Source organism: Streptomyces sp. NPDC057002 (genome assembly GCF_042673825.1).
Lineage (GTDB): Bacteria > Actinomycetota > Actinomycetes > Streptomycetales > Streptomycetaceae > Streptomyces.
In genome coordinates this window covers 549,769-567,072 of the sequence record NZ_JBHURZ010000006.1, presented here as the reverse complement: position 1 = coordinate 567,072, position 17,304 = coordinate 549,769, and the positions used below count along the sequence as shown (strand labels likewise).

At 70.0% G+C, this 17,304-nt stretch carries 15 protein-coding genes and 1 tRNA gene; 6 read left to right on the top strand and 10 right to left on the bottom strand.

Features of this window, described 5'->3' with window-relative positions:
• The first annotated feature begins 5 nt into the window (after positions 1–5).
• The 3 genes from ACFT32_RS30815 to ACFT32_RS30805 all read left to right on the top strand — a co-directional run bounded on the left by ACFT32_RS30815 (position 6) and on the right by ACFT32_RS30805 (position 3,434).
• On the top strand, positions 6–1,031 hold the full coding sequence (locus ACFT32_RS30815; protein WP_382495783.1) for an SGNH/GDSL hydrolase family protein: 1,026 nt from the start codon (positions 6–8) through the stop codon (positions 1,029–1,031).
• A gap of 129 nt (positions 1,032–1,160) precedes the next feature.
• A complete protein-coding gene (locus tag ACFT32_RS30810; RefSeq protein WP_382495781.1) occupies positions 1,161–2,381 on the top strand; it encodes an acetyl-CoA C-acetyltransferase in 1,221 nt (406 codons plus the stop codon).
• Between the two features lie 273 nt (positions 2,382–2,654).
• Entirely contained in the window at positions 2,655–3,434 is a 780-nt protein-coding gene (locus ACFT32_RS30805; RefSeq protein ID WP_382495779.1) for a hypothetical protein, read from the top strand.
• A gap of 59 nt (positions 3,435–3,493) precedes the next feature.
• Here ACFT32_RS30805 and ACFT32_RS30800 read toward each other — a convergent pair whose 3' ends face one another.
• Entirely contained in the window at positions 3,494–3,805 is a 312-nt protein-coding gene (locus ACFT32_RS30800; protein WP_382495777.1) for a hypothetical protein, read from the bottom strand.
• A 101-nt stretch (positions 3,806–3,906) separates the two neighbouring features.
• Here ACFT32_RS30800 and ACFT32_RS30795 point away from each other — a divergent pair, with 101 nt between their 5' ends.
• Complete coding sequence (locus tag ACFT32_RS30795; protein ID WP_382495775.1) at positions 3,907–4,137, top strand: DUF4287 domain-containing protein; 231 nt, start codon at positions 3,907–3,909, stop codon at positions 4,135–4,137.
• A gap of 70 nt (positions 4,138–4,207) precedes the next feature.
• Here ACFT32_RS30795 and ACFT32_RS30790 read toward each other — a convergent pair whose 3' ends face one another.
• The 3 genes from ACFT32_RS30790 to ACFT32_RS30780 all read right to left on the bottom strand — a co-directional run bounded on the left by ACFT32_RS30790 (position 4,208) and on the right by ACFT32_RS30780 (position 6,679).
• Positions 4,208–5,116 carry a Bax inhibitor-1/YccA family protein gene (locus ACFT32_RS30790; RefSeq protein ID WP_382495773.1) on the bottom strand — a complete coding sequence of 303 codons (909 nt, stop codon included), beginning with the start codon at positions 5,114–5,116 and terminating at the stop codon, positions 4,208–4,210.
• A 153-nt stretch (positions 5,117–5,269) separates the two neighbouring features.
• The gene (locus tag ACFT32_RS30785; protein WP_382495771.1) at positions 5,270–6,448 is read right to left on the bottom strand and encodes a 4-hydroxybenzoate 3-monooxygenase; all 1,179 of its coding nucleotides are present in this window, start codon (positions 6,446–6,448) and stop codon (positions 5,270–5,272) included.
• A gap of 147 nt (positions 6,449–6,595) precedes the next feature.
• Positions 6,596–6,679 (bottom strand) — tRNA-Leu (locus ACFT32_RS30780).
• A 418-nt stretch (positions 6,680–7,097) separates the two neighbouring features.
• Here ACFT32_RS30780 and ACFT32_RS30775 point away from each other — a divergent pair.
• Both ACFT32_RS30775 and ACFT32_RS30770 read left to right on the top strand, forming a co-directional pair.
• Complete coding sequence (locus ACFT32_RS30775) at positions 7,098–7,868, top strand: ABC transporter ATP-binding protein (RefSeq protein WP_189726760.1); 771 nt, start codon at positions 7,098–7,100, stop codon at positions 7,866–7,868.
• Positions 7,869–7,906: 38 nt separating this feature from the next.
• On the top strand, positions 7,907–10,438 hold the full coding sequence (locus tag ACFT32_RS30770) for an ABC transporter permease (RefSeq protein WP_382495769.1): 2,532 nt from the start codon (positions 7,907–7,909) through the stop codon (positions 10,436–10,438).
• A 53-nt stretch (positions 10,439–10,491) separates the two neighbouring features.
• Here ACFT32_RS30770 and ACFT32_RS30765 read toward each other — a convergent pair whose 3' ends face one another.
• The 6 genes from ACFT32_RS30765 to eno form a co-directional block, all read right to left on the bottom strand.
• Positions 10,492–11,793, bottom strand: coding sequence for a class I SAM-dependent methyltransferase (locus ACFT32_RS30765; RefSeq protein WP_382495767.1), 1,302 nt, complete (start codon positions 11,791–11,793; stop codon positions 10,492–10,494).
• Between the two features lie 205 nt (positions 11,794–11,998).
• Positions 11,999–13,387 (bottom strand): NAD(P)/FAD-dependent oxidoreductase, encoded by a 1,389-nt coding sequence (locus tag ACFT32_RS30760; RefSeq protein WP_184598197.1) that lies wholly within the window; start codon positions 13,385–13,387, stop codon positions 11,999–12,001.
• A 421-nt stretch (positions 13,388–13,808) separates the two neighbouring features.
• Entirely contained in the window at positions 13,809–14,750 is a 942-nt protein-coding gene (locus ACFT32_RS30755; protein WP_382495765.1) for an exopolyphosphatase, read from the bottom strand.
• On the bottom strand, positions 14,747–15,277 hold the full coding sequence (locus ACFT32_RS30750) for a DUF501 domain-containing protein (protein ID WP_376390708.1): 531 nt from the start codon (positions 15,275–15,277) through the stop codon (positions 14,747–14,749). Before ACFT32_RS30750 ends, ACFT32_RS30755 begins: the two co-directional genes overlap by 4 nt.
• 53 nt (positions 15,278–15,330) lie before the next feature.
• A complete protein-coding gene (locus ACFT32_RS30745) occupies positions 15,331–15,807 on the bottom strand; it encodes a septum formation initiator family protein (RefSeq protein WP_382495763.1) in 477 nt (158 codons plus the stop codon).
• 123 nt (positions 15,808–15,930) lie between these two features.
• The gene (gene eno / locus ACFT32_RS30740) at positions 15,931–17,211 is read right to left on the bottom strand and encodes a phosphopyruvate hydratase (protein WP_382495761.1); all 1,281 of its coding nucleotides are present in this window, start codon (positions 17,209–17,211) and stop codon (positions 15,931–15,933) included.
• Positions 17,212–17,304 lie beyond the last annotated feature (93 nt).

The following is a 17,304-nucleotide window of genomic DNA, read 5'->3' as shown; positions in this document are numbered from 1 at the left end:
GACGCATGACGAGCATGTCGAGGGCGAGGGTGGCCCGGCGGATCGCGGCCGGCGCGGCGTACGGCGGCGGCGGGATCGGTCTGGCGGGGGCGGCCGCCGTGGGGCTGGTGCTGGCGGAGGTGCAGCTGGCGCGGCGCCGGGTGGGCAACGGCACGTCCGGGCACGTGCCGAACGCGGACGGGCTGTACGGCCGTGCGTACGCCGGCTCCGGTGAGTCGCCGCTGCGGCTGACGATGCTGGGCGACTCCACGGCCGCGGGCCAGGGCGTGCACCGGTCCGGGCAGACACCGGGGGCGCTGCTGGCGTCGGGGCTCGCGGCGCTGGCGGAATGCCCGGTGCGGTTGCGCACGGTGGCGACGCCCGGGGCCCGTTCGGACGACCTGGACCGCCAGGTGGCCCTGGTGCTGGCCGACCCCGATCCGGTGCCCGACATCTGCGTGATCATGGTCGGCGCCAACGACGTCACCCACCGCATGCCCCCGACCAGCTCGGTCCGCTGTCTGGCGTCGGCGGTCCGGCGGCTGCGCACGGCCGGTGCGGAGGTCGTGGTCGGCACCTGTCCCGACCTGGGCACCATCGAGCCGGTCCGGCAGCCGTTGCGCTGGCTGGCGCGACGGGCCTCCCGCCAGCTGGCGGCCGCCCAGACGATCGGAGTCGTCGAGCAGGGCGGCCGCACCGTGTCCCTGGGCGACCTGCTGGGCCCCGAGTTCGCCGAGAACCCGCGCGAGCTGTTCGGCCCCGACAGCTACCACCCCTCCGCCGAGGGCTACGCGACGGCGGCGATGGCGGTCCTGCCGAGCGTCTGCGCCTCCCTCGGCCTGTGGCCGGCCGACGAGGAGCGCCCGGACGCCTCCCGTCGCGAGGGCTTCCTGCCGGTGGCCCGGGCGGCGGCGGAGGCCGCGTCGGAGGCGGGCACGGAGGTCGCGGCGGCGATGCCGACCGGGTCGCGGGGACCCTGGGCCCTGCTGAAGCGCCGGCGGCGCCGGCGGGTACCCGAGCAGGAGCCGGCGCCTGTCACGCCCTCGAACTGAAGGCAGGGAAAGCAAGCGCTTAGTAAACTGCGGCCAGGGTCACACCGCGAGACCCGTGACCCAGCCCATACGTACGGGTAACTTCCCAGACAGCCCAGCCAGACCACCCGGTACGTCAATGGAGCCGTGATGCCCGAAGCCGTGATCGTCTCAGCCGCCCGCTCCCCCATCGGCCGCGCCGTCAAGGGCTCCCTCAAGGACCTCCGCCCGGACGACCTGACCGCCACCATCGTCCAGGCCGCCCTGGCCAAGGTCCCCGAGCTGGACCCGAAGGACATCGACGACCTGATGCTCGGCTGCGGCCTGCCCGGCGGCGAGCAGGGCCACAACCTCGGCCGCATCGTGGCCGTACAGGCGGGGATGGACCACCTGCCGGGCTGTACCGTCACCCGGTACTGCTCCTCCTCGCTGCAGACCTCCCGCATGGCCCTGCACGCCATCAAGGCCGGCGAGGGCGACGTCTTCATCTCGGCCGGCGTCGAGACCGTCTCCCGGTACGCGAAGGGCAGCTCCGACGGCCTGCCCGACACGCACAACCCGCTCTTCGCCGACGCCGAGGCCCGCACCGTCGCCACCGCCCAGTCCGAGGGCTCGACCTGGCACGACCCGCGCGAGGACGGCCTGCTGCCCGACCCGTACATCGCGATGGGCCAGACCGCCGAGAACCTGGCCCGCACCAAGGGCGTCACCCGCCAGGACATGGACGAGTTCGGCGTCCGCTCGCAGAACCTCGCCGAGGAAGCCATCAAGAACGGCTTCTGGGAGCGCGAGATCACCCCGGTGACGCTCCCCGACGGCACGGTCGTCTCGAAGGACGACGGCCCCCGCGCCGGCGTCACCCTGGAAGGCGTCCAGGGCCTCAAGCCGGTCTTCCGCCCGGACGGCCTGGTAACCGCAGCCAACTGCTGCCCGCTGAACGACGGCGCCGCCGCGCTCGTGATCATGTCCGACACCAAGGCACGCGAGCTCGGCCTCACCCCGCTCGCCCGCATCGTGTCGACCGGCGTCTCCGGCCTCTCTCCCGAGATCATGGGTCTCGGCCCGGTCGAGGCCAGCAAGCAGGCCCTGCGCCGCGCAGGCCTGTCGATCGACGACATCGACCTGGTGGAGATCAACGAGGCGTTCGCCGCCCAGGTGATCCCCTCCTACCGCGACCTGGGCATCCCGCTGGAGAAGCTGAACGTCAACGGCGGTGCCATCGCCGTCGGCCACCCCTTCGGCATGACCGGCGCCCGCATCACCACCACGCTCATCAACTCCCTCCAGTTCCACGACAAGCAGTTCGGCCTGGAGACGATGTGCGTCGGCGGCGGCCAGGGCATGGCCATGGTCATCGAGCGCCTCAGCTGAGCACCGCACCGTAGCCGCCATAGCACCGGCTGTGAGGCATTGGCCCGGAACCCCGGAAACTCCAGGGTTCTGGGCCGTTTTGTGATCCAATCTCCCCCAGGATGTGACCTATCTCCCTCCGCCCGGGGAGAAGCGCAGGTCACAGCAGCCACACCCCCTCCCCCGAGGCCGAAGCCCTGTCCGTTTCGTGACGTTACGCACTGACAGCTGGTTAGTCCGCCCTTCAAGCTGATGTAGGAAGTCGGGGGTCGACTTTGAACCGGGAGTACGTCAGTGAGCGCCATGCCGATCGCGTTGCTGGTCACCACGGCCGCCACGGGCGCCGTGGGCGTTGCCGTCCTGCGCACCGTCCTGCAGCTGCGGCGACAGGTCGCGGCCCTGCACACCGCGCTGGCCGAGAACCGCGCCGCCACCACCCGTGCGCTGCTGCCGGCCGCCCGCACCACTGCCGACACCGAGGAGATACGCGCCGCCGTCGCGGCGGCGCTGGCCGAGGAACGGGAGCGGGAGCTCGCCGAGGCACGGGCCTTCTGGGCCGCCCAGGAGACCCGTGACGCCTCCGACGCGCCCTCCCTGCTGGGCCTGCCCGAGCACGATCTGTTCCTGCCCCGGCAGGCCGATTTCGCGGGTCTGGAGTCGGTGTCCGAGCCCGGCGCCGACACCGAGGAACCGGCCGAGTCCCCGGAGCTGGCCGCGGCCCGCCGCCGTCACCCCTCCCACCCGGACTTCGTGCCGGCCCAGTCGCCCGTGGTGAACGACCACGAGCGCACGGTCGCCACCCTGGAGGAGCTGGCCTCCTCCCGCGTCGAGCTGACGGACGTCCGCCCGGGCCCGCTGGGCACCCTCGACGTCTACGTCTTCGCCGACGGCACGACCCTGTGCATGACCCCGGGCCACCGGGAAACCGCGGAGCACCTCGCCACGGCCCTGCGCGCGGGCCAGACCCCCGTCCTCCTAGGCGGCTCCGGCATCGCGGGCGCGTACACCCTGACGTTCGAATGCGGCGAGGAAAACGTCTACATCCTGGCGGACAGGGTCATCTCGTCCCTCTAAGGGGCGCGGGGAACTGCGCGAGCAACCACAACGCACCCCGCACCCGCCGACGAAACGGGTCACACCCCCGCCCGCTTCTGCGCCTCCTCCACCACCCTCACCGCGTCATCGACATCCGCATCACTGGGAATCACCACGGCCAGATCATGCCCGGCCACGGTGATCTGATCTGCGGCAGCAAACATCCCCGCGTCCGGCATCTCCCGAGGCTCCACGCCCGGCTCCTCAAGAGCCTGCGCCCTGCGGGCCAACTCCCGGGCCAGCCCGAGAGCCTCAGCGGCAGCGCCCCGCTGCAGCCGGCTCTGGGGCGCGGCCCTCAAACGATCGGCGAAGTGATCCACCGCACGGGTCAGAGGCGTCGTATCAACCACGCCGCGAGCGTACGCGTCGCACCGGGACTGTTGCCAACGGGCGAACACTCAGGCACGGTGACCTGAAGGACCGGCTTACATCCCAGCGTCCGGAGGCGCCGATGTCCCAAGTCTTCTCCGAAGAGACCCATCGCAACCTGCTAGCCCGCATCCCCCACTGCACCGGTCGTGAGATCACCGACTGGCTTCGCACCGTCGAAGATGGCCCGGCGCTCTTCCGCTTCGAGGAAAAGGTCAGCTGGCTCCGGCACGAACACAACCTGGCCTACGGCCACGCCAAAGCGATCATCCACGAGTACGACCTGAGGAGGGCCGCGCGCAAACTGCTCTAGGCGCGGACAACGAGAAGGGCCCCGGCCGAAGCCGGGGCCCTATCGCGTACGACTGTCAGGACTGGCCGTACTAGTCGTTGCTGTTGAGGATCGAGATGAGCCTCAGGAACTCCAGGTAGATCCACACCAGCGTCAGCGTGAGGCCGAAGGCCGCGAACCACGCCTCCTCGCGCGGAGCGCCGTAGGCGATGCCGTCCTCGACCTGCTTGAAGTCCAGAGCGAGGAAGCAGGCGCCGAGGATGATGCCGATGATGCCGAAGATGACACCCATGGCACCGCTGCGGAAGCCGAGGCCGTCACCGCCGCCGAACACCGCGAACAGCAGGTTCACGGTCATCAGCAGGATGAAGCCGAGCGCGGCCGCCATCACGAAGCCGTAGAAACGGCGGTTGACGCGGATCCAGCCGGCCTTGTACGCGATCAGCACACCGGCGAAGACCGCCATGGTGCCGATCACGGCCTGCATGGCCGCGCCGTCGGCGATGCGGTTGTCGACGATGTTGGAGACGACGCCGAGGAAGACACCCTCGAACGCCGCGTACGTCAGGATCAGCGCGGGCGAGGCCTTGCGCTTGAAGGACTGCACGAACGCCAGGACCATGCCGATCAGCGCGGCGCCGATACCGATGCCGTAGCTACGGCCGATGTTGGCGTCGTCGATCGGCAGCAGGGCCCAGGAGAGCGCCGCGGTGAGGATGAGCACACCGAGCGTGCTCGCCGTGCGCAGGACGACGTCGTCGATGGTCATCCGGCCGGTGGTGGCCGGCGCCTGCGGCGGCGCGCCGTGCTGCAGGTCCTGCTGGGCGTAAGGGTTCTGCGCGTAAGGGTTCTGCGCGTACTGGTCGCCCGTCGGCTGCGCGTACGGGTTGCCCTGCGTGGCGACAGCGGGACCCCCGGCCTGCGGCGCGGTGTTGAAGCCCGCGTAGCCGTTGTCGCGGCTGAACCCCCGTCGCGAGAAGACCGGGTTTCTGCTCCTCATTTCACTCCTCCATGGCCACACGTCGTGGCCTTGGCTCAAGAGTAATAGGTAGGCAAAGGAATGACCCTAGTGCTTGGGGAGGATCTTTCCCTCGTCGTGCTGCGCAACACGCTACGCGGCTTCGTGATTCCCCTCACCGGAGGGGGTCATTCGTCACACGTCGAGCGGAAACCCCGTGTACCCCTCAGCCAGGTCGGTCTCGGCGGCGCGGTTGGAGGCGATCCGCTCCAGCCGGGCGAGCTGGAGCCGGTCCTCGAAGCCGGTCGCGCCGGGGGCGCGGTGCAGCAGGGTCGTCATGTCGTAGGAGAACCGCTCGGCCTGCCAGATCCGGCGCAGGCAGGTCTCCGAGTAGGCGTCGAGCAGTTCCGCCGAACCGGTCACCTTGCGGTGTGTCAGGGCCCGCGCGAACGTCACGACGTCGCCGACGGCGAGATTCAGCCCCTTGGCGCCGGTCGGCGGCACGATGTGCGCGGCGTCACCGGCGAGGAACAGGCGGCCGTGGCGCATGGGCTCGTGGACGTAGGAGCGCATCGGGGTGACGGACTTCTGGGTGATGGGGCCGCGCTCGAGGCGCCAGTCGTCGGCGGTCTCGAAGCGGCGCTCCAGCTCGTCCCAGATCTCCTCGTCGCTCCATGACCCGGCGTCGGCGCCGTCGGGTACCTGGAGGTAGAGGCGGGACACGGACGGCGAGCGCATGGAGAGGAGGGCGAAGCCGCGGTCGTGGCGGGCGTAGACCAGCTCGTCGTGCGAGGGCGGTACGTCGGCGAGGATGCCGAGCCAGCCGAAGGGGTACGTCCGTTCGAAGACTTGGGTCAGTTCGGCCGGGATCGCCTTGCGGGCCACGCCCCAGAAGCCGTCGCAGCCGACGACGTAGTCACACTCCAGGACGTCCTCGCGGCCCTCGTGCCGGAACCGGACGCGCGGGGCGTCGGTGCCGGCGTCCTCCACGGCCAGCGCCTCCGCCTCGAACAGCAGCGGGCCGCCCTCCCGGAGCTGGAGGGCGATGAGGTCCTTGCAGACCTCGGTCTGGGCGTAGACCATCACGGACCGGCCGCCGGTGAGGGCGGGGAAGTCGACGCGGTGTCGTCGGCGGTCGAAACGCAGTTCGATGCCGTCGTGGCGCAGGCCCTCTCGGTCCATGCGCTCCCCGGCGCCGGCCGCGCGCAGTACGTCCGCCGTGCCCTGCTCCAGGATCCCGGCCCGCTGCCGCCGCTCGACGTAGGCACGGTCGCGGCTCTCCAGGACGACCGAGTCGATGCCGGCGTTGTGGAGCAGCCGGGCCAGGAGGAGGCCGGCGGGGCCGGCTCCGATGATGCCGACGGTGGTGCGCATCGGGCACCTTCTCTCTCAGGTTCACGGAGGCTTGTTCGCGTGGTGAAAATTATTTCACTACCGTCGGATGTGAGTTTCCGACGGCATGCGCCCGCTGTCAACGGGCATGCCGTGAAGTCTTCAATGAACCATGCAGGAGTCGGAAGGTGCCCGGAGCCGGACTCGAACCGGCACGCCCGCGAAGGGGCAGCGAGGTTTAAGCTCGCCGTGTCTGCATTCCACCATCCGGGCAGGCCATGGGCTCCGCGTCGAGGTTCCGAGACTATCGGGACGGATCCCCCGAACAGCGGAAGCACGGACCGATGTTGTCTTATTTTATTGACGTCTGAGGGTGCATCAGCACACGGAACGCGCCATCCGCACTTGCCAATAGCCTTCCGTGCGGCGGTGGGCGCCGCATACGGAATGACGGAATTTCACCGCCCGAACGAGGGCACTCCACCTGTTCTTGACATCGGGACCTCTCAGGTCCCCGACACCGGGCCCACTCAGGGACGTTCGTCATCCCCAGGTATGACGCCGCCGCTCGTGGTCAGACCGAAGTCGGCCCCCGGAACGGGAACTGCGGGTGACTACAGGGCGGCCGGGGACCCGGACGATGGATCACGTCCTCCCGACACCATCGCCGTCCCGACAGGAGTGCCATCCCGTGACCACCGCTTCCCTCGCCGACCGGGCCACCACCGTGGCCGCGCGCGCCACAGATCTGTCGAAGATCTACGGGCAGGGTGAGACCCAGGTGGTCGCCCTGGACCGGGTCTCCGCCGACTTCCGGCAGGCCGAGTTCACCGCGATCATGGGCCCCTCCGGCTCCGGCAAGTCGACCCTGATGCACTGCGTGGCCGGGCTCGACTCCTTCTCCTCCGGGTCGGTGCGCATCGGCGACACCGAGCTCGGCTCCCTGAAGGACAAGCAGCTGACCAAGCTGCGCCGGGACAAGATCGGCTTCATCTTCCAGGCGTTCAATCTGCTGCCGACCCTGACGGCCCTGGAGAACATCACCCTCCCGATGGACATCGCGGGCCGTAAGCCGGACAAGCAGTGGCTCGATTCCGTCATCCGGATGGTCGGCCTGGCGGACCGGCTGGGCCACCGGCCCTCACAGCTGTCGGGCGGTCAGCAGCAGCGTGTCGCCGTGGCGCGGGCGCTGGCCTCCAAGCCCGAGATCATCTTCGGTGACGAGCCCACCGGAAACCTCGACTCGCGCTCCGGCGCCGAGGTGCTGGGCTTCCTGCGCAACTCCGTGCGGGAGCTGGGCCAGACGGTGGTGATGGTGACTCACGACCCGGTGGCCGCGGCCTACGCGGACCGGGTCGTCTTCCTCGCGGACGGCCGGATCGTGGACGAGATGCACGGGCCCACGGCCGACTCGGTGCTCGACCGCATGAAGGCGTTCGACGCCAAGGGCCGCACCAGCTGATCCCCCGTCAGGACCGACAGGACTGAGAAGAAGAACCCATGTTCCGTACCGCCTTGCGCAACGTGCTCGCGCACAAGGCCCGGCTCCTGATGACCGTCCTCGCCGTGATGCTCGGCGTGGCCTTCGTGTCGGGGACCCTGGTCTTCACCAACACCATCTCCGACGCCTTCCAGAAGAGCTCCGCCAAGGGCTTCGACCAGGTCGACGTCGCCATGACATCGGACTACCAGGACTCCGAGGGCGACCGGGTCGGCAAGGTCCACGACCTGGACCGGGCCGTGCTCGACAAGAGCGAGCGGGTTCCCGGCGCCGCGTCCGCCATCGGGGTCGTGCAGGGCTTCACGGCCATCGCCGACAAGGACGGCAAGCTGATCGGCGAGGGCTTCCAGTCGCAGGGCGGCAACTACTGGGGGGACAAGGACCCCCGCTACCCGCTGACGAGCGGGCACGCGCCCAAGGGCGCGGGCGAGATCCTCATCGACTCCGAGACGGCCAAGCGGGCCGGGTACGAGGTCGGCGACACCGTACGCATGTCGGTCGACGGGCCGGTCCTGACCCCGAAGATCGCCGGCATCTTCACCACCGACGACGGCAATGTCGCGGCCGGCGGCTCCCTGACCCTGTTCGACACGGCGACCGCGCAGAAGCAGTTCGGCAAGGCGGGCGTCTACGACCAGATCAACGTCAAGGCGAAGCCGGGCGTCTCGCAGGCCGCGCTCAAGGCGGAGCTGGACAAGGCGCTGCCCGAGGGCACGGTCCAGACCACCACCGGCAAGCAGCTCGCCGACGACCAGGCGGAGACCATCGCCCGGTCCATGAGCGGCATGCAGACGGCTCTGCTGGTCTTCGCCGGCATCGCCCTGTTCGTCGGCACGTTCATCATCGCCAACACCTTCACCATGCTGGTCGCCCAGCGCACCAAGGAGCTGGCGCTGATGCGGGCGGTCGGCGCCTCACGCCGGCAGGTGACGCGGTCGGTGCTGATCGAGGCGTTCGTGGTCGGCGCGGTCGCCGCCGTGACCGGTCTGGTCGCGGGCATCGGCATCGGGGCCGGAATGCGCTCCCTGATGGGTTCGTTCGGCGCGACCGTGCCCGACGGCCCGCTGGTCATCAAGCCGGCCACGATCGCCGTCGCGTTCGCCGTCGGCATCCTGGTGACCATGCTGGCGGCGTGGCTGCCGGGCCGCCGGGCCGCGAAGATCCCGCCGGTCGCGGCGATGAGCAGCGTCCACGCCACGGCCACGACCAAGTCGCTGGTGCTGCGCAACACGCTGGGCACCCTGTTCTCGGCCGCGGGCATCGCGGTGGTCCTGGCGGCCACGACCATGGACGGCTCGGACGGCCAGATGCCCATGGGCCTCGGCGCGGTGCTGCTGATCATCGGTGTGTTCATCCTGACCCCGCTGCTGTCCCGGCCGCTGATCGCCGCCGCGGCGCCGGTGCTGCGCGCCTTCGGCGTCTCCGGCAAGCTGGCCCGGCAGAACTCGGTGCGCAACCCGCGCCGTACGGCCGCCACCGCCTCCGCGCTGATGATCGGCCTGACCCTCATCACCGGTATGACGGTGACTGCGGGCAGCCTCCAGCAGGCCATCGACAAGATGGCGGCGTCCGCGATCAAGGCGGACTACGTGGTGTCCATGGCGAACGGCAACCCGCTGTCCCCGGACGTCGAGAAGAAGCTGAAGCAGACCGACGGCGTCACCGCCACCAGCGCGATGACCAACGCCGTGGCCCGTGTCGACGGCAAGACCGACGAGTACCTGACCGGCGTCAACGGCGCCGCGATCGGCGAGCTGGCCGGCCCGGAGGTCGAGGACGGCTCCTTCAAGGTGGGCGGCTCCCAGGTCGTCGTGGACGCCGCGACCGCCGAGTCCAACCACTGGAAGGCAGGTTCGAGCTTCAGCGTCGCCTTCGAGGACGGCAAGAAGCAGCGGCTCACCGTCGCCGGAACGTACGAGAGCAACGAGTACCTCAGCGGCATCCTGCTCGACCAGGCGACGCTCGCGCCGCACACGTCCGACCCGTACGTCATGAAGGTCATGGCGAAGACCTCCGGCGGCCCGTCCGCCGCGGCGCAGGACAAGCTGGAGAAGGCCCTCGACAACAACCCGGCGATCAAGGTCCAGGACAAGCAGGACATCTCCAACGAGATCGCGCAGATGTTCACGCTGATGCTGAACATGCTCTACGGACTGCTCGCCATGGCCGTGATCGTGGCGGTCCTCGGGGTCATCAACACCCTGGCCATGTCGGTCTTCGAACGCTCCCAGGAGATCGGCATGCTCCGGGCGATCGGCCTGGACCGCAAGGGCATCAAGCGGATGGTCCGTATGGAGTCCCTGGTGATCTCGCTGTTCGGCGGGGTGCTGGGCATCGGCCTTGGCGTGTTCTTCGGCTGGGCGGCCGGTGAGCTGCTTGCCTCGAAGATGCCGACCTACGCGCTGGTCCTGCCCTGGGCCCGGATGGGTGTCTTCCTGCTGCTGGCCGCGACGGTGGGTGTCCTCGCGGCGCTGTGGCCGGCCCGGCGGGCGGCACGGCTGAACATGCTGGAAGCGATCAAGGCGGAGTAGCGGAACGGCGAAGGCCCCCTTTCCCACCCGTGGGAGAGGGGGCCTTCGCCGTGTCAGTTCCAGGTGCGGGCGCGCAGGGGCATGCCCGACTCCCCGGATTCGGGGGCCCGCACGGCCAGGACCTGGTTGACGCCGATGCGGTTGCGCTCGAAGGCGACCGCGCAGGCGGCCATGTACAGGCGCCAGACGCGGGCGCGGCCGGGGCCGGTGAGCTGGACTGCAGCCTTCCAGTCGGCCTCCAGGCGGGCGACCCACCGGCGCAGCGTGAGGGCGTAGTGCTCGCGGATCGACTCGACGTCGCGCACCTCGAACCCGGCGCGCTCCAGCTGGGTGACGGTGATGCCGATGGGCTGGAGCTCGCCGCCAGGGAAGACGTAGGAGTCGATGAACGCGTCGACCTCGTACGTCGTCTCGTCCCGCTGCGGGCGGCGGGCGATCTGGTGGTTCAGCAGCCGGCCGCCGGGCTTGAGCAGGTCGTACAGGGCGTCGGCGTACTCGAGGTACCGTTCGGCGCCGACGTGTTCGGCCATGCCGATGGAGGAGATCGCGTCGTACGGGCCGTCGCGGACGTCTCGGTAGTCCTGTACGCGGATCTCGATCCGGTCGGTGAGGCCCTCTTCCGCGACGCGCTTGCGGGCGTAGGCGGCCTGCTCCTGCGAGAGCGTGACACCGACGACGCCGACGCCGTGCTCGCGGGCGGCGTGGATGGCCATGGAGCCCCAGCCACAGCCGACGTCGAGCAGCCGCTGACCCGGTTTCAGGCCCAGCTTGCGGCAGACGAGTTCGAGCTTGTCGTGCTGGGCCTGTTCGAGAGTGGCGTCGGGGCTGTCCGGGCTTTCCCAGTAGGCGCAGGAGTACACCATGGACGGGCCGAGGACGATCTCGTAGAAGTCGTTGCCTACGTCGTAGTGGTGGCTGATGGCGCGTCTGTCGCTGCGCTTGGTGTGCAGGTGGCGGCGGGGGCTGCGGGCCTCCTCGGGGGGCGGGGCGGGCGGCAGCGGGCTCCCGGCGAGCTTGATGAGCCCGCGGACCGCGGAGCGGACCTCGGGGTCGCGCAGGGCCTGGGTGAGGGTGCGGGCGTCCTCGCCGCGCTCCCAGATGTCTCCGGCGAGCAGGTCGAGAGCGGTGTAGAGGTCGCCCTCGATGTCCAGGTCGCCCGCCACCCAGGCGCGGGCCAGACCCAGTTCGCCCGGCTTCCACAGCAGGCGGCGCAGGGCGCGGCGGTTGCGTACGACCAGGGTCGGCGCGCCCGGCGGGCCCGCCTGCGAACCGTCCCAGGCGCGGACGCGCACCGGGGGCGGTGCTCCCAGCAACTGTGCGAAGAGGCCCTGCAGCCGCTGCGCGGCGTCTGCCATGGTGTACACCTCCGTGACGGGGAATCCCGGAATGTCCGACACCACGTAAACACCTGCGAGGCCCTAGCGCAGTCCCCGGCACGCGTCATGTCTGAGCAAAACCGCCACTTCGCCCACCCGGCGGGTGGGTTCCGTACAACGCCGAAGGACCTCCCGCACCACGGATGGCGGGAGGTCCTTCGTCAGGCGGGTGACCGGGGGAGGGTCAGGAGGCCTTGGCCTTCTCCTCGGTCTTCTCCTTCGGCGCGGCGGCGACCGGGGCCGGCTTGGCGGCCTCGTAGAACTCCTCGCGCGGCGTCTCCATCGCGCCGAGGGAGACGACCTCGCGCTTGAGGAACATCGCCAAGGTCCAGTCGGCGAAGACGCGGATCTTGCGGTTCCAGGTCGGCATCGCCAGACCGTGGTAGCCACGGTGCATGTACCAGGCGAGACGGCCCTTGAGCTTGATCTTCATCTTGCCCATGACGATCATCGCGACGCCCTTGTGGAGGCCGAGACCGGCCACCGCGCCCTTGTTGGCGTGGGCGTAGTCCTTCTGCGGGAAGCCCCGCATGCCGGAGACCACGTTGTCGCCGAGGACCCGGGCCTGACGCAGCGCGTGCTGGGCGTTCGGCGGGCACCAGGCGTTCTCGTTGCCGGCCTTGCGGCCGACGAGGTCCGGGACCTGGGCGTTGTCGCCGGCGGCCCAGATGTAGTCGGTGCCCTTGACCTGGAGCGTCGGCTCGCAGTCGACGTGACCGCGGGGGCCCAGCGGCAGGCCGTAGCGGGACAGGGCCGGGTTGGGCTTGACGCCGGCGGTCCAGACGATGGTGCTGGAGTCGACCTCGAGGCCGTTCTTCAGCACCACGTGGCCGTCGACGCAGGAGTCCATGGAGGTGGACAGGTAGACCTCGACGCCGCGGCCCTCGAGGTGCTCCTTGCCGTACTTGCCGAGCTTGGGACCGACCTCGGGGAGGATCTTGTCGGCGGCGTCGACCAGGATGAAGCGCATGTCCTCACGGGACACGTTCTTGTAGTACTTCGCCGCGTCGCGGGCCATGTCCTCGACCTCGCCGATGGTCTCCGCACCGGCGAAACCGCCGCCCACGAAGACGAAGGTGAGCGCCTTGCGGCGGATCTCCTCGTCGGTGGTGGAGTCGGCCTTGTCGAGCTGCTCGAGGACGTGGTTGCGCAGGCCGATGGCCTCCTCGACGCCCTTCATGCCGATGCCCTGCTCGGCGAGGCCGGGGATCGGGAAGGTGCGGGAGACCGCGCCGAGCGCGATCACCAGGTAGTCGAAGGGCAGCTCGTAGGCCTCGCCGACCAGCGGGGAGACCGTGGCGACCTTGCGGTCCTGGTCGATGGTGGTGACCCGGCCGGTGAGAACCTCCGCCTTGGGCAGCACGCGTCGCAGCGGGACGACGACGTGGCGCGGGGAGATGTTGCCGGCGGCGGCTTCGGGGAGGAAGGGCTGGTAGGTCATGTACGACCGGGGGTCGACGACCGTGACGGTCGCCTCTCCGTAGCGCATCTTCTTCTGGATGCGCCGAGCTGCGTACAGGCCTACGTACCCACCGCCTACTACGAGGATCCTGGGACGCTCCGTGGTGCTCATGCCATCGAGTATCCACCCGCCTCAGGGGGGTGGCTCGTGCGCCCCTTCACAAGCTCGGGCAGGGTGTGTGTTATCCTCCGCGGCTCGCGTGATCCATGTCATGGTGACAACCGGGATCCTTTGTGCACCCCGCACCGTTGTCAATGCCGCGTGAGCTGCCTCTCTGGACGGAAAGGGCCTCCGTGAGGGCGCCCCGGAGCACCGCTCCGGGCTCCTTCCCCGGCATCCCCATACCATGCTTCTGAACATGTTCAAAGGCGCCTTGGGGCCCCGGATGGGTCAACCGGACCCTTCTTGTCGCCCTAGCGGGCCGAATTCCTTGTGAAGAACTTCACGAACTTTTCCGACGAGCTGTCGCCGGGGGGTTCACCGGAGCCCCCCGGACGCGCTCAAACGTGATCCATGCCTGCTCAGAAGCGGCCTACGCGACCGACCACGCGATGCCGTCGAGGATGTCGTGCTCGCTCACGACGACCTCCTCGGCGCCGATCCGCTCCATGATCGACAGCAGCACGAGGGCCCCCGCGCCGATCACGTCGACCCGGCCCGGGTGCATGGAAGGCACGGCCGCCCGCTCGGCGTGGGTGGAGCGCAGCAGCCACTCGGTGATCTCGCGGACCCGGTCGTGGGAGACCCGGGAGTGGTGGATGGCGGCCGAGTCGTACTCGGGCAGTTCCTGGGCGATCGCCGACACGGTCGTCACGGAACCGGCCAAGCCCACCAGTGTGCGGGCCTCGCGCAGCGGGACCGTCTCCTCGGCGAGGTCGAGGGCGGCCTCGATGTCCGCCCGCATCGCCGCGATCTGCTCCTTTGACGGCGGGTCGCTCACCACACCGTCCCGGACCAGGTGACGCTCGGTCATCCGGACGCAGCCGATGTCCACCGAGCGCGCCGCGCGCACCTGGTCGTCGCCGACGACGAACTCGGTCGAGCCGCCGCCGATGTCCACGACCAGGTAGGGCTTCGGGAAGTGGTCTCCCCCGGCGAGCTCCTTGGTGGCGCCGGTGAAGGAGAACTCGGCCTCCTGGTCCCCGGAGATCACCTCGGGCTCGACGCCCAGGATGTCCAGCACGCCGCGCACGAACTCGTCGCGGTTCTCGGCGTCCCGGGAGGCGGAGGTCGCCACGAACCGCAGCCGCTCCGCCCCGTGCTCCTTGATGATCGCGGCGTACTCGCGGCACGCCGCGAAGGTCCGCCGCAGCGCCTCGGGGGCGAGCCGGCCGGTGCGGTCGACGCCCTGCCCGAGCCGCACGATCGTCATACGGCGGTCCAGGTCGACCAGCTCACCGGTGGCAGGGTCGGCATCGGCGACCAGGAGCCGGATGGAGTTCGTACCGCAGTCCACGGCGGCGACACGGGTCACTGGGCGGCCTCCTCGGCATTCGTCACGCACGGGCCCTTGCGCCACCACTCCGGCAGCATCTCGATGGCCTCGTCGCCGAGCGGATTCACGCCGGGCCCGGCGGCCAGCGAGTGGCCCACGAGCACGTGCAGGCACTTCACCCGGTCCGGCATACCGCCCGCGCTCGGGAAGTTCTTCAGCTCCTCGATCTCGTCGCGCCGCCGGATGTAGTCCTCGTGCGCCGCCCGGTACGCCGCCGCCAGCTCGGGGTCCGAGGCCAGCCGCTCGGTCATCTCCTTCATCACGCCGTTCGCCTCCAGCGTGCCGATGGCCGAGGCGGCGCGCGGGCACGTCAGGTAGTACAGCGTGGGGAACGGCGTTCCGTCCGGCAGCCGAGGTGCCGTCTCGACGACGTCGGGCTGCCCGCACGGGCACCGGTGCGCGATCGCGCGCAGACCGCGCGGGGGCCGGCCGAGCTGCTGCTTGAAGGCCTCGACGTCGGCGTCGGTGGGCTCGGTGCGCGGGGTGGTCGGCGGGGGCGTTTCCATGACTGTCTTCAGGCTGTCTTTCTTTGAGTCAGATATCTGGCTGGGGTCCGGGGTCACCGGGCGGAGGCGTCGGACTTGTCGACGCCGTCCCACACGTTCGCGTACCAGACGCGGTCGGCCGTCCCGAGCACGGCGTGCGACTGCCGCGCCGCGTGCGGGTCGACGACGATGAATCCCGTCTCCCCCGGCATGACGTAGTGCAACCGCTGCCGGATCTGCTGCTCCGCGTACGCGTCGTCCTGCCAGCGCGCCTTCTGGTCGCGCAGCCGTTCGACACGTTGGCGGGCCTGCTGCTGTTCGCGCCGGAGGTCGTCGATCTCGGCGCGCTGCGAGACGTACTCCCGCATCGGGTAGGCCAGCGCCACGATCAGCGTGCACATCACCAGGGCGAGCAGCGCGGCCCGGCCGGTCAGCCGGGAGCGGCGGGCCTGGCGGCGGGTCTGGGAGCGGTAGACCCGGGCCGCGGTCTGCTCGCCGAGCAGCCGGATCCTGGTCGCGGTGGAGAAACGGTCCCGGTCCTTCACGGCCATGGTCTCCCCGCTCTCCCGCTCCACCGTCCGACGCGCGTACGTCCCCGGACACGGTACGGGACCGAGTACGGGGACGTACGTACGACTGGCTCAGGCTTGACCCTTAACGGGTCAGCCCGGGTGTCAGCCCTTGAAGCGCGGGAAGGCGCTGCGGCCGGCGTAGACCGCCGCGTCGTCGAGGATCTCCTCGATGCGCAGGAGCTGGTTGTACTTGGCGACGCGCTCGGAGCGGGCCGGGGCGCCGGTCTTGATCTGGCCGCAGTTGGTGGCGACGGCCAGGTCGGCGATGGTGACGTCCTCGGTCTCGCCGGAGCGGTGGGACATCATGCACTTGAAGCCGTTGCGCTGGGCCAGCTCGACGGCGTCCAGGGTCTCGGTCAGCGAGCCGATCTGGTTGACCTTGACCAGCAGGGCGTTGGCGGCGTTCTCGTCGATGCCGCGGGCGAGGCGCTCGGGGTTGGTGACGAACAGGTCGTCGCCGACGATCTGCACCTGGTCGCCGAGCTTGTCGGTGAGGACCTTCCAGCCGTCCCAGTCGTCCTCGAACAGCGGGTCCTCGATGGAGACGAGCGGGTACGCGTCGACGAGCTCGGCGTAGTACTCGGTCATCTCGGCGGCGGAGCGCGTCTTGCCCTCGAAGGTGTAGGCGCCGTCCTTGTAGAACTCGGACGCCGCCACGTCGAGCGCGAGGGCGATCTGCTCGCCGGGGGTGTACCCGGCCTCCTTGATCGCCTCGAGGATGAGGTCGAGGGCCTCGCGGTTGGAGCCGAGGTTCGGGGCGAAGCCGCCCTCGTCGCCGAGGCCGGTGGCCAGGCCCTTGCTCTTCAGGACCTTCTTCAGCGTGTGGTAGACCTCGGCGCCCCAGCGCAGGGCCTCGGAGAAGGACTCCGCGCCGATCGGGGCGATCATGAACTCCTGGATGTCCACGTTGGAGTCGGCGTGCGAGCCGCCGTTCAGGATGTTCATCATCGGCACCGGCAGCAGGTGCGCGTTCGGGCCGCCCAGGTAGCGGAACAGCGGCAGGTCGCTGGCCTCGGAGGCGGCGTGGGCTACGGCGAGGGAGACGCCGAGGATGGCGTTGGCGCCGAGGGAGCCCTTGTTGTCGGTGGCGTCCAGGTCGAACATCGCCTGGTCGATCAGGCGCTGCTCGGTGGCGTCGTAGCCGACGAGCTCCGGGCCGATCTGCTCGATGACCGCGAGGACGGCCTTCTCCACACCCTTGCCGAGGTAGCGGTTCGAGTCGCCGTCACGCAGCTCGATGGCCTCGAAGGCGCCCGTGGAGGCGCCGGACGGGACGGCGGCACGACCGGTGCTGCCGTCGTCGAGGCCGACCTCGACCTCGACCGTGGGGTTGCCTCGGGAGTCCAGGATTTCCCGGGCTACGACGACGTCGATGGACGGCACGAGCATCTCCTTCTTATGTGACGCGGGTACGCGGGTCGCGAGGACCCGGCGAGGTGCGGGCCGTGGTGGCTCGCGACATGAGCCTAACCGGCT

Bases quoted from the DNA above. Each gene is read 5' to 3' on its own strand.
- ACFT32_RS30790 (WP_382495773.1), bottom strand. From the start codon at position 5,116: ATGAGGAGCAGAAACCCGGTCTTCTCGCGACGGGGGTTCAGCCGCGAC.
- ACFT32_RS30795 (WP_382495775.1), top strand. From the start codon at position 3,907: ATGTCCCAAGTCTTCTCCGAAGAGACCCATCGCAACCTGCTAGCCCGC.
- ACFT32_RS30810 (WP_382495781.1), top strand. From the start codon at position 1,161: ATGCCCGAAGCCGTGATCGTCTCAGCCGCCCGCTCCCCCATCGGCCGC.
- ACFT32_RS30785 (WP_382495771.1), bottom strand. From the start codon at position 6,448: ATGCGCACCACCGTCGGCATCATCGGAGCCGGCCCCGCCGGCCTCCTC.
- ACFT32_RS30815 (WP_382495783.1), top strand. From the start codon at position 6: ATGACGAGCATGTCGAGGGCGAGGGTGGCCCGGCGGATCGCGGCCGGC.
- ACFT32_RS30750 (WP_376390708.1), bottom strand. From the start codon at position 15,277: ATGGAAACGCCCCCGCCGACCACCCCGCGCACCGAGCCCACCGACGCC.
- ACFT32_RS30765 (WP_382495767.1), bottom strand. From the start codon at position 11,793: ATGGCAGACGCCGCGCAGCGGCTGCAGGGCCTCTTCGCACAGTTGCTG.
- ACFT32_RS30770 (WP_382495769.1), top strand. From the start codon at position 7,907: ATGTTCCGTACCGCCTTGCGCAACGTGCTCGCGCACAAGGCCCGGCTC.
- ACFT32_RS30745 (WP_382495763.1), bottom strand. From the start codon at position 15,807: ATGGCCGTGAAGGACCGGGACCGTTTCTCCACCGCGACCAGGATCCGG.
- ACFT32_RS30760 (WP_184598197.1), bottom strand. From the start codon at position 13,387: ATGAGCACCACGGAGCGTCCCAGGATCCTCGTAGTAGGCGGTGGGTAC.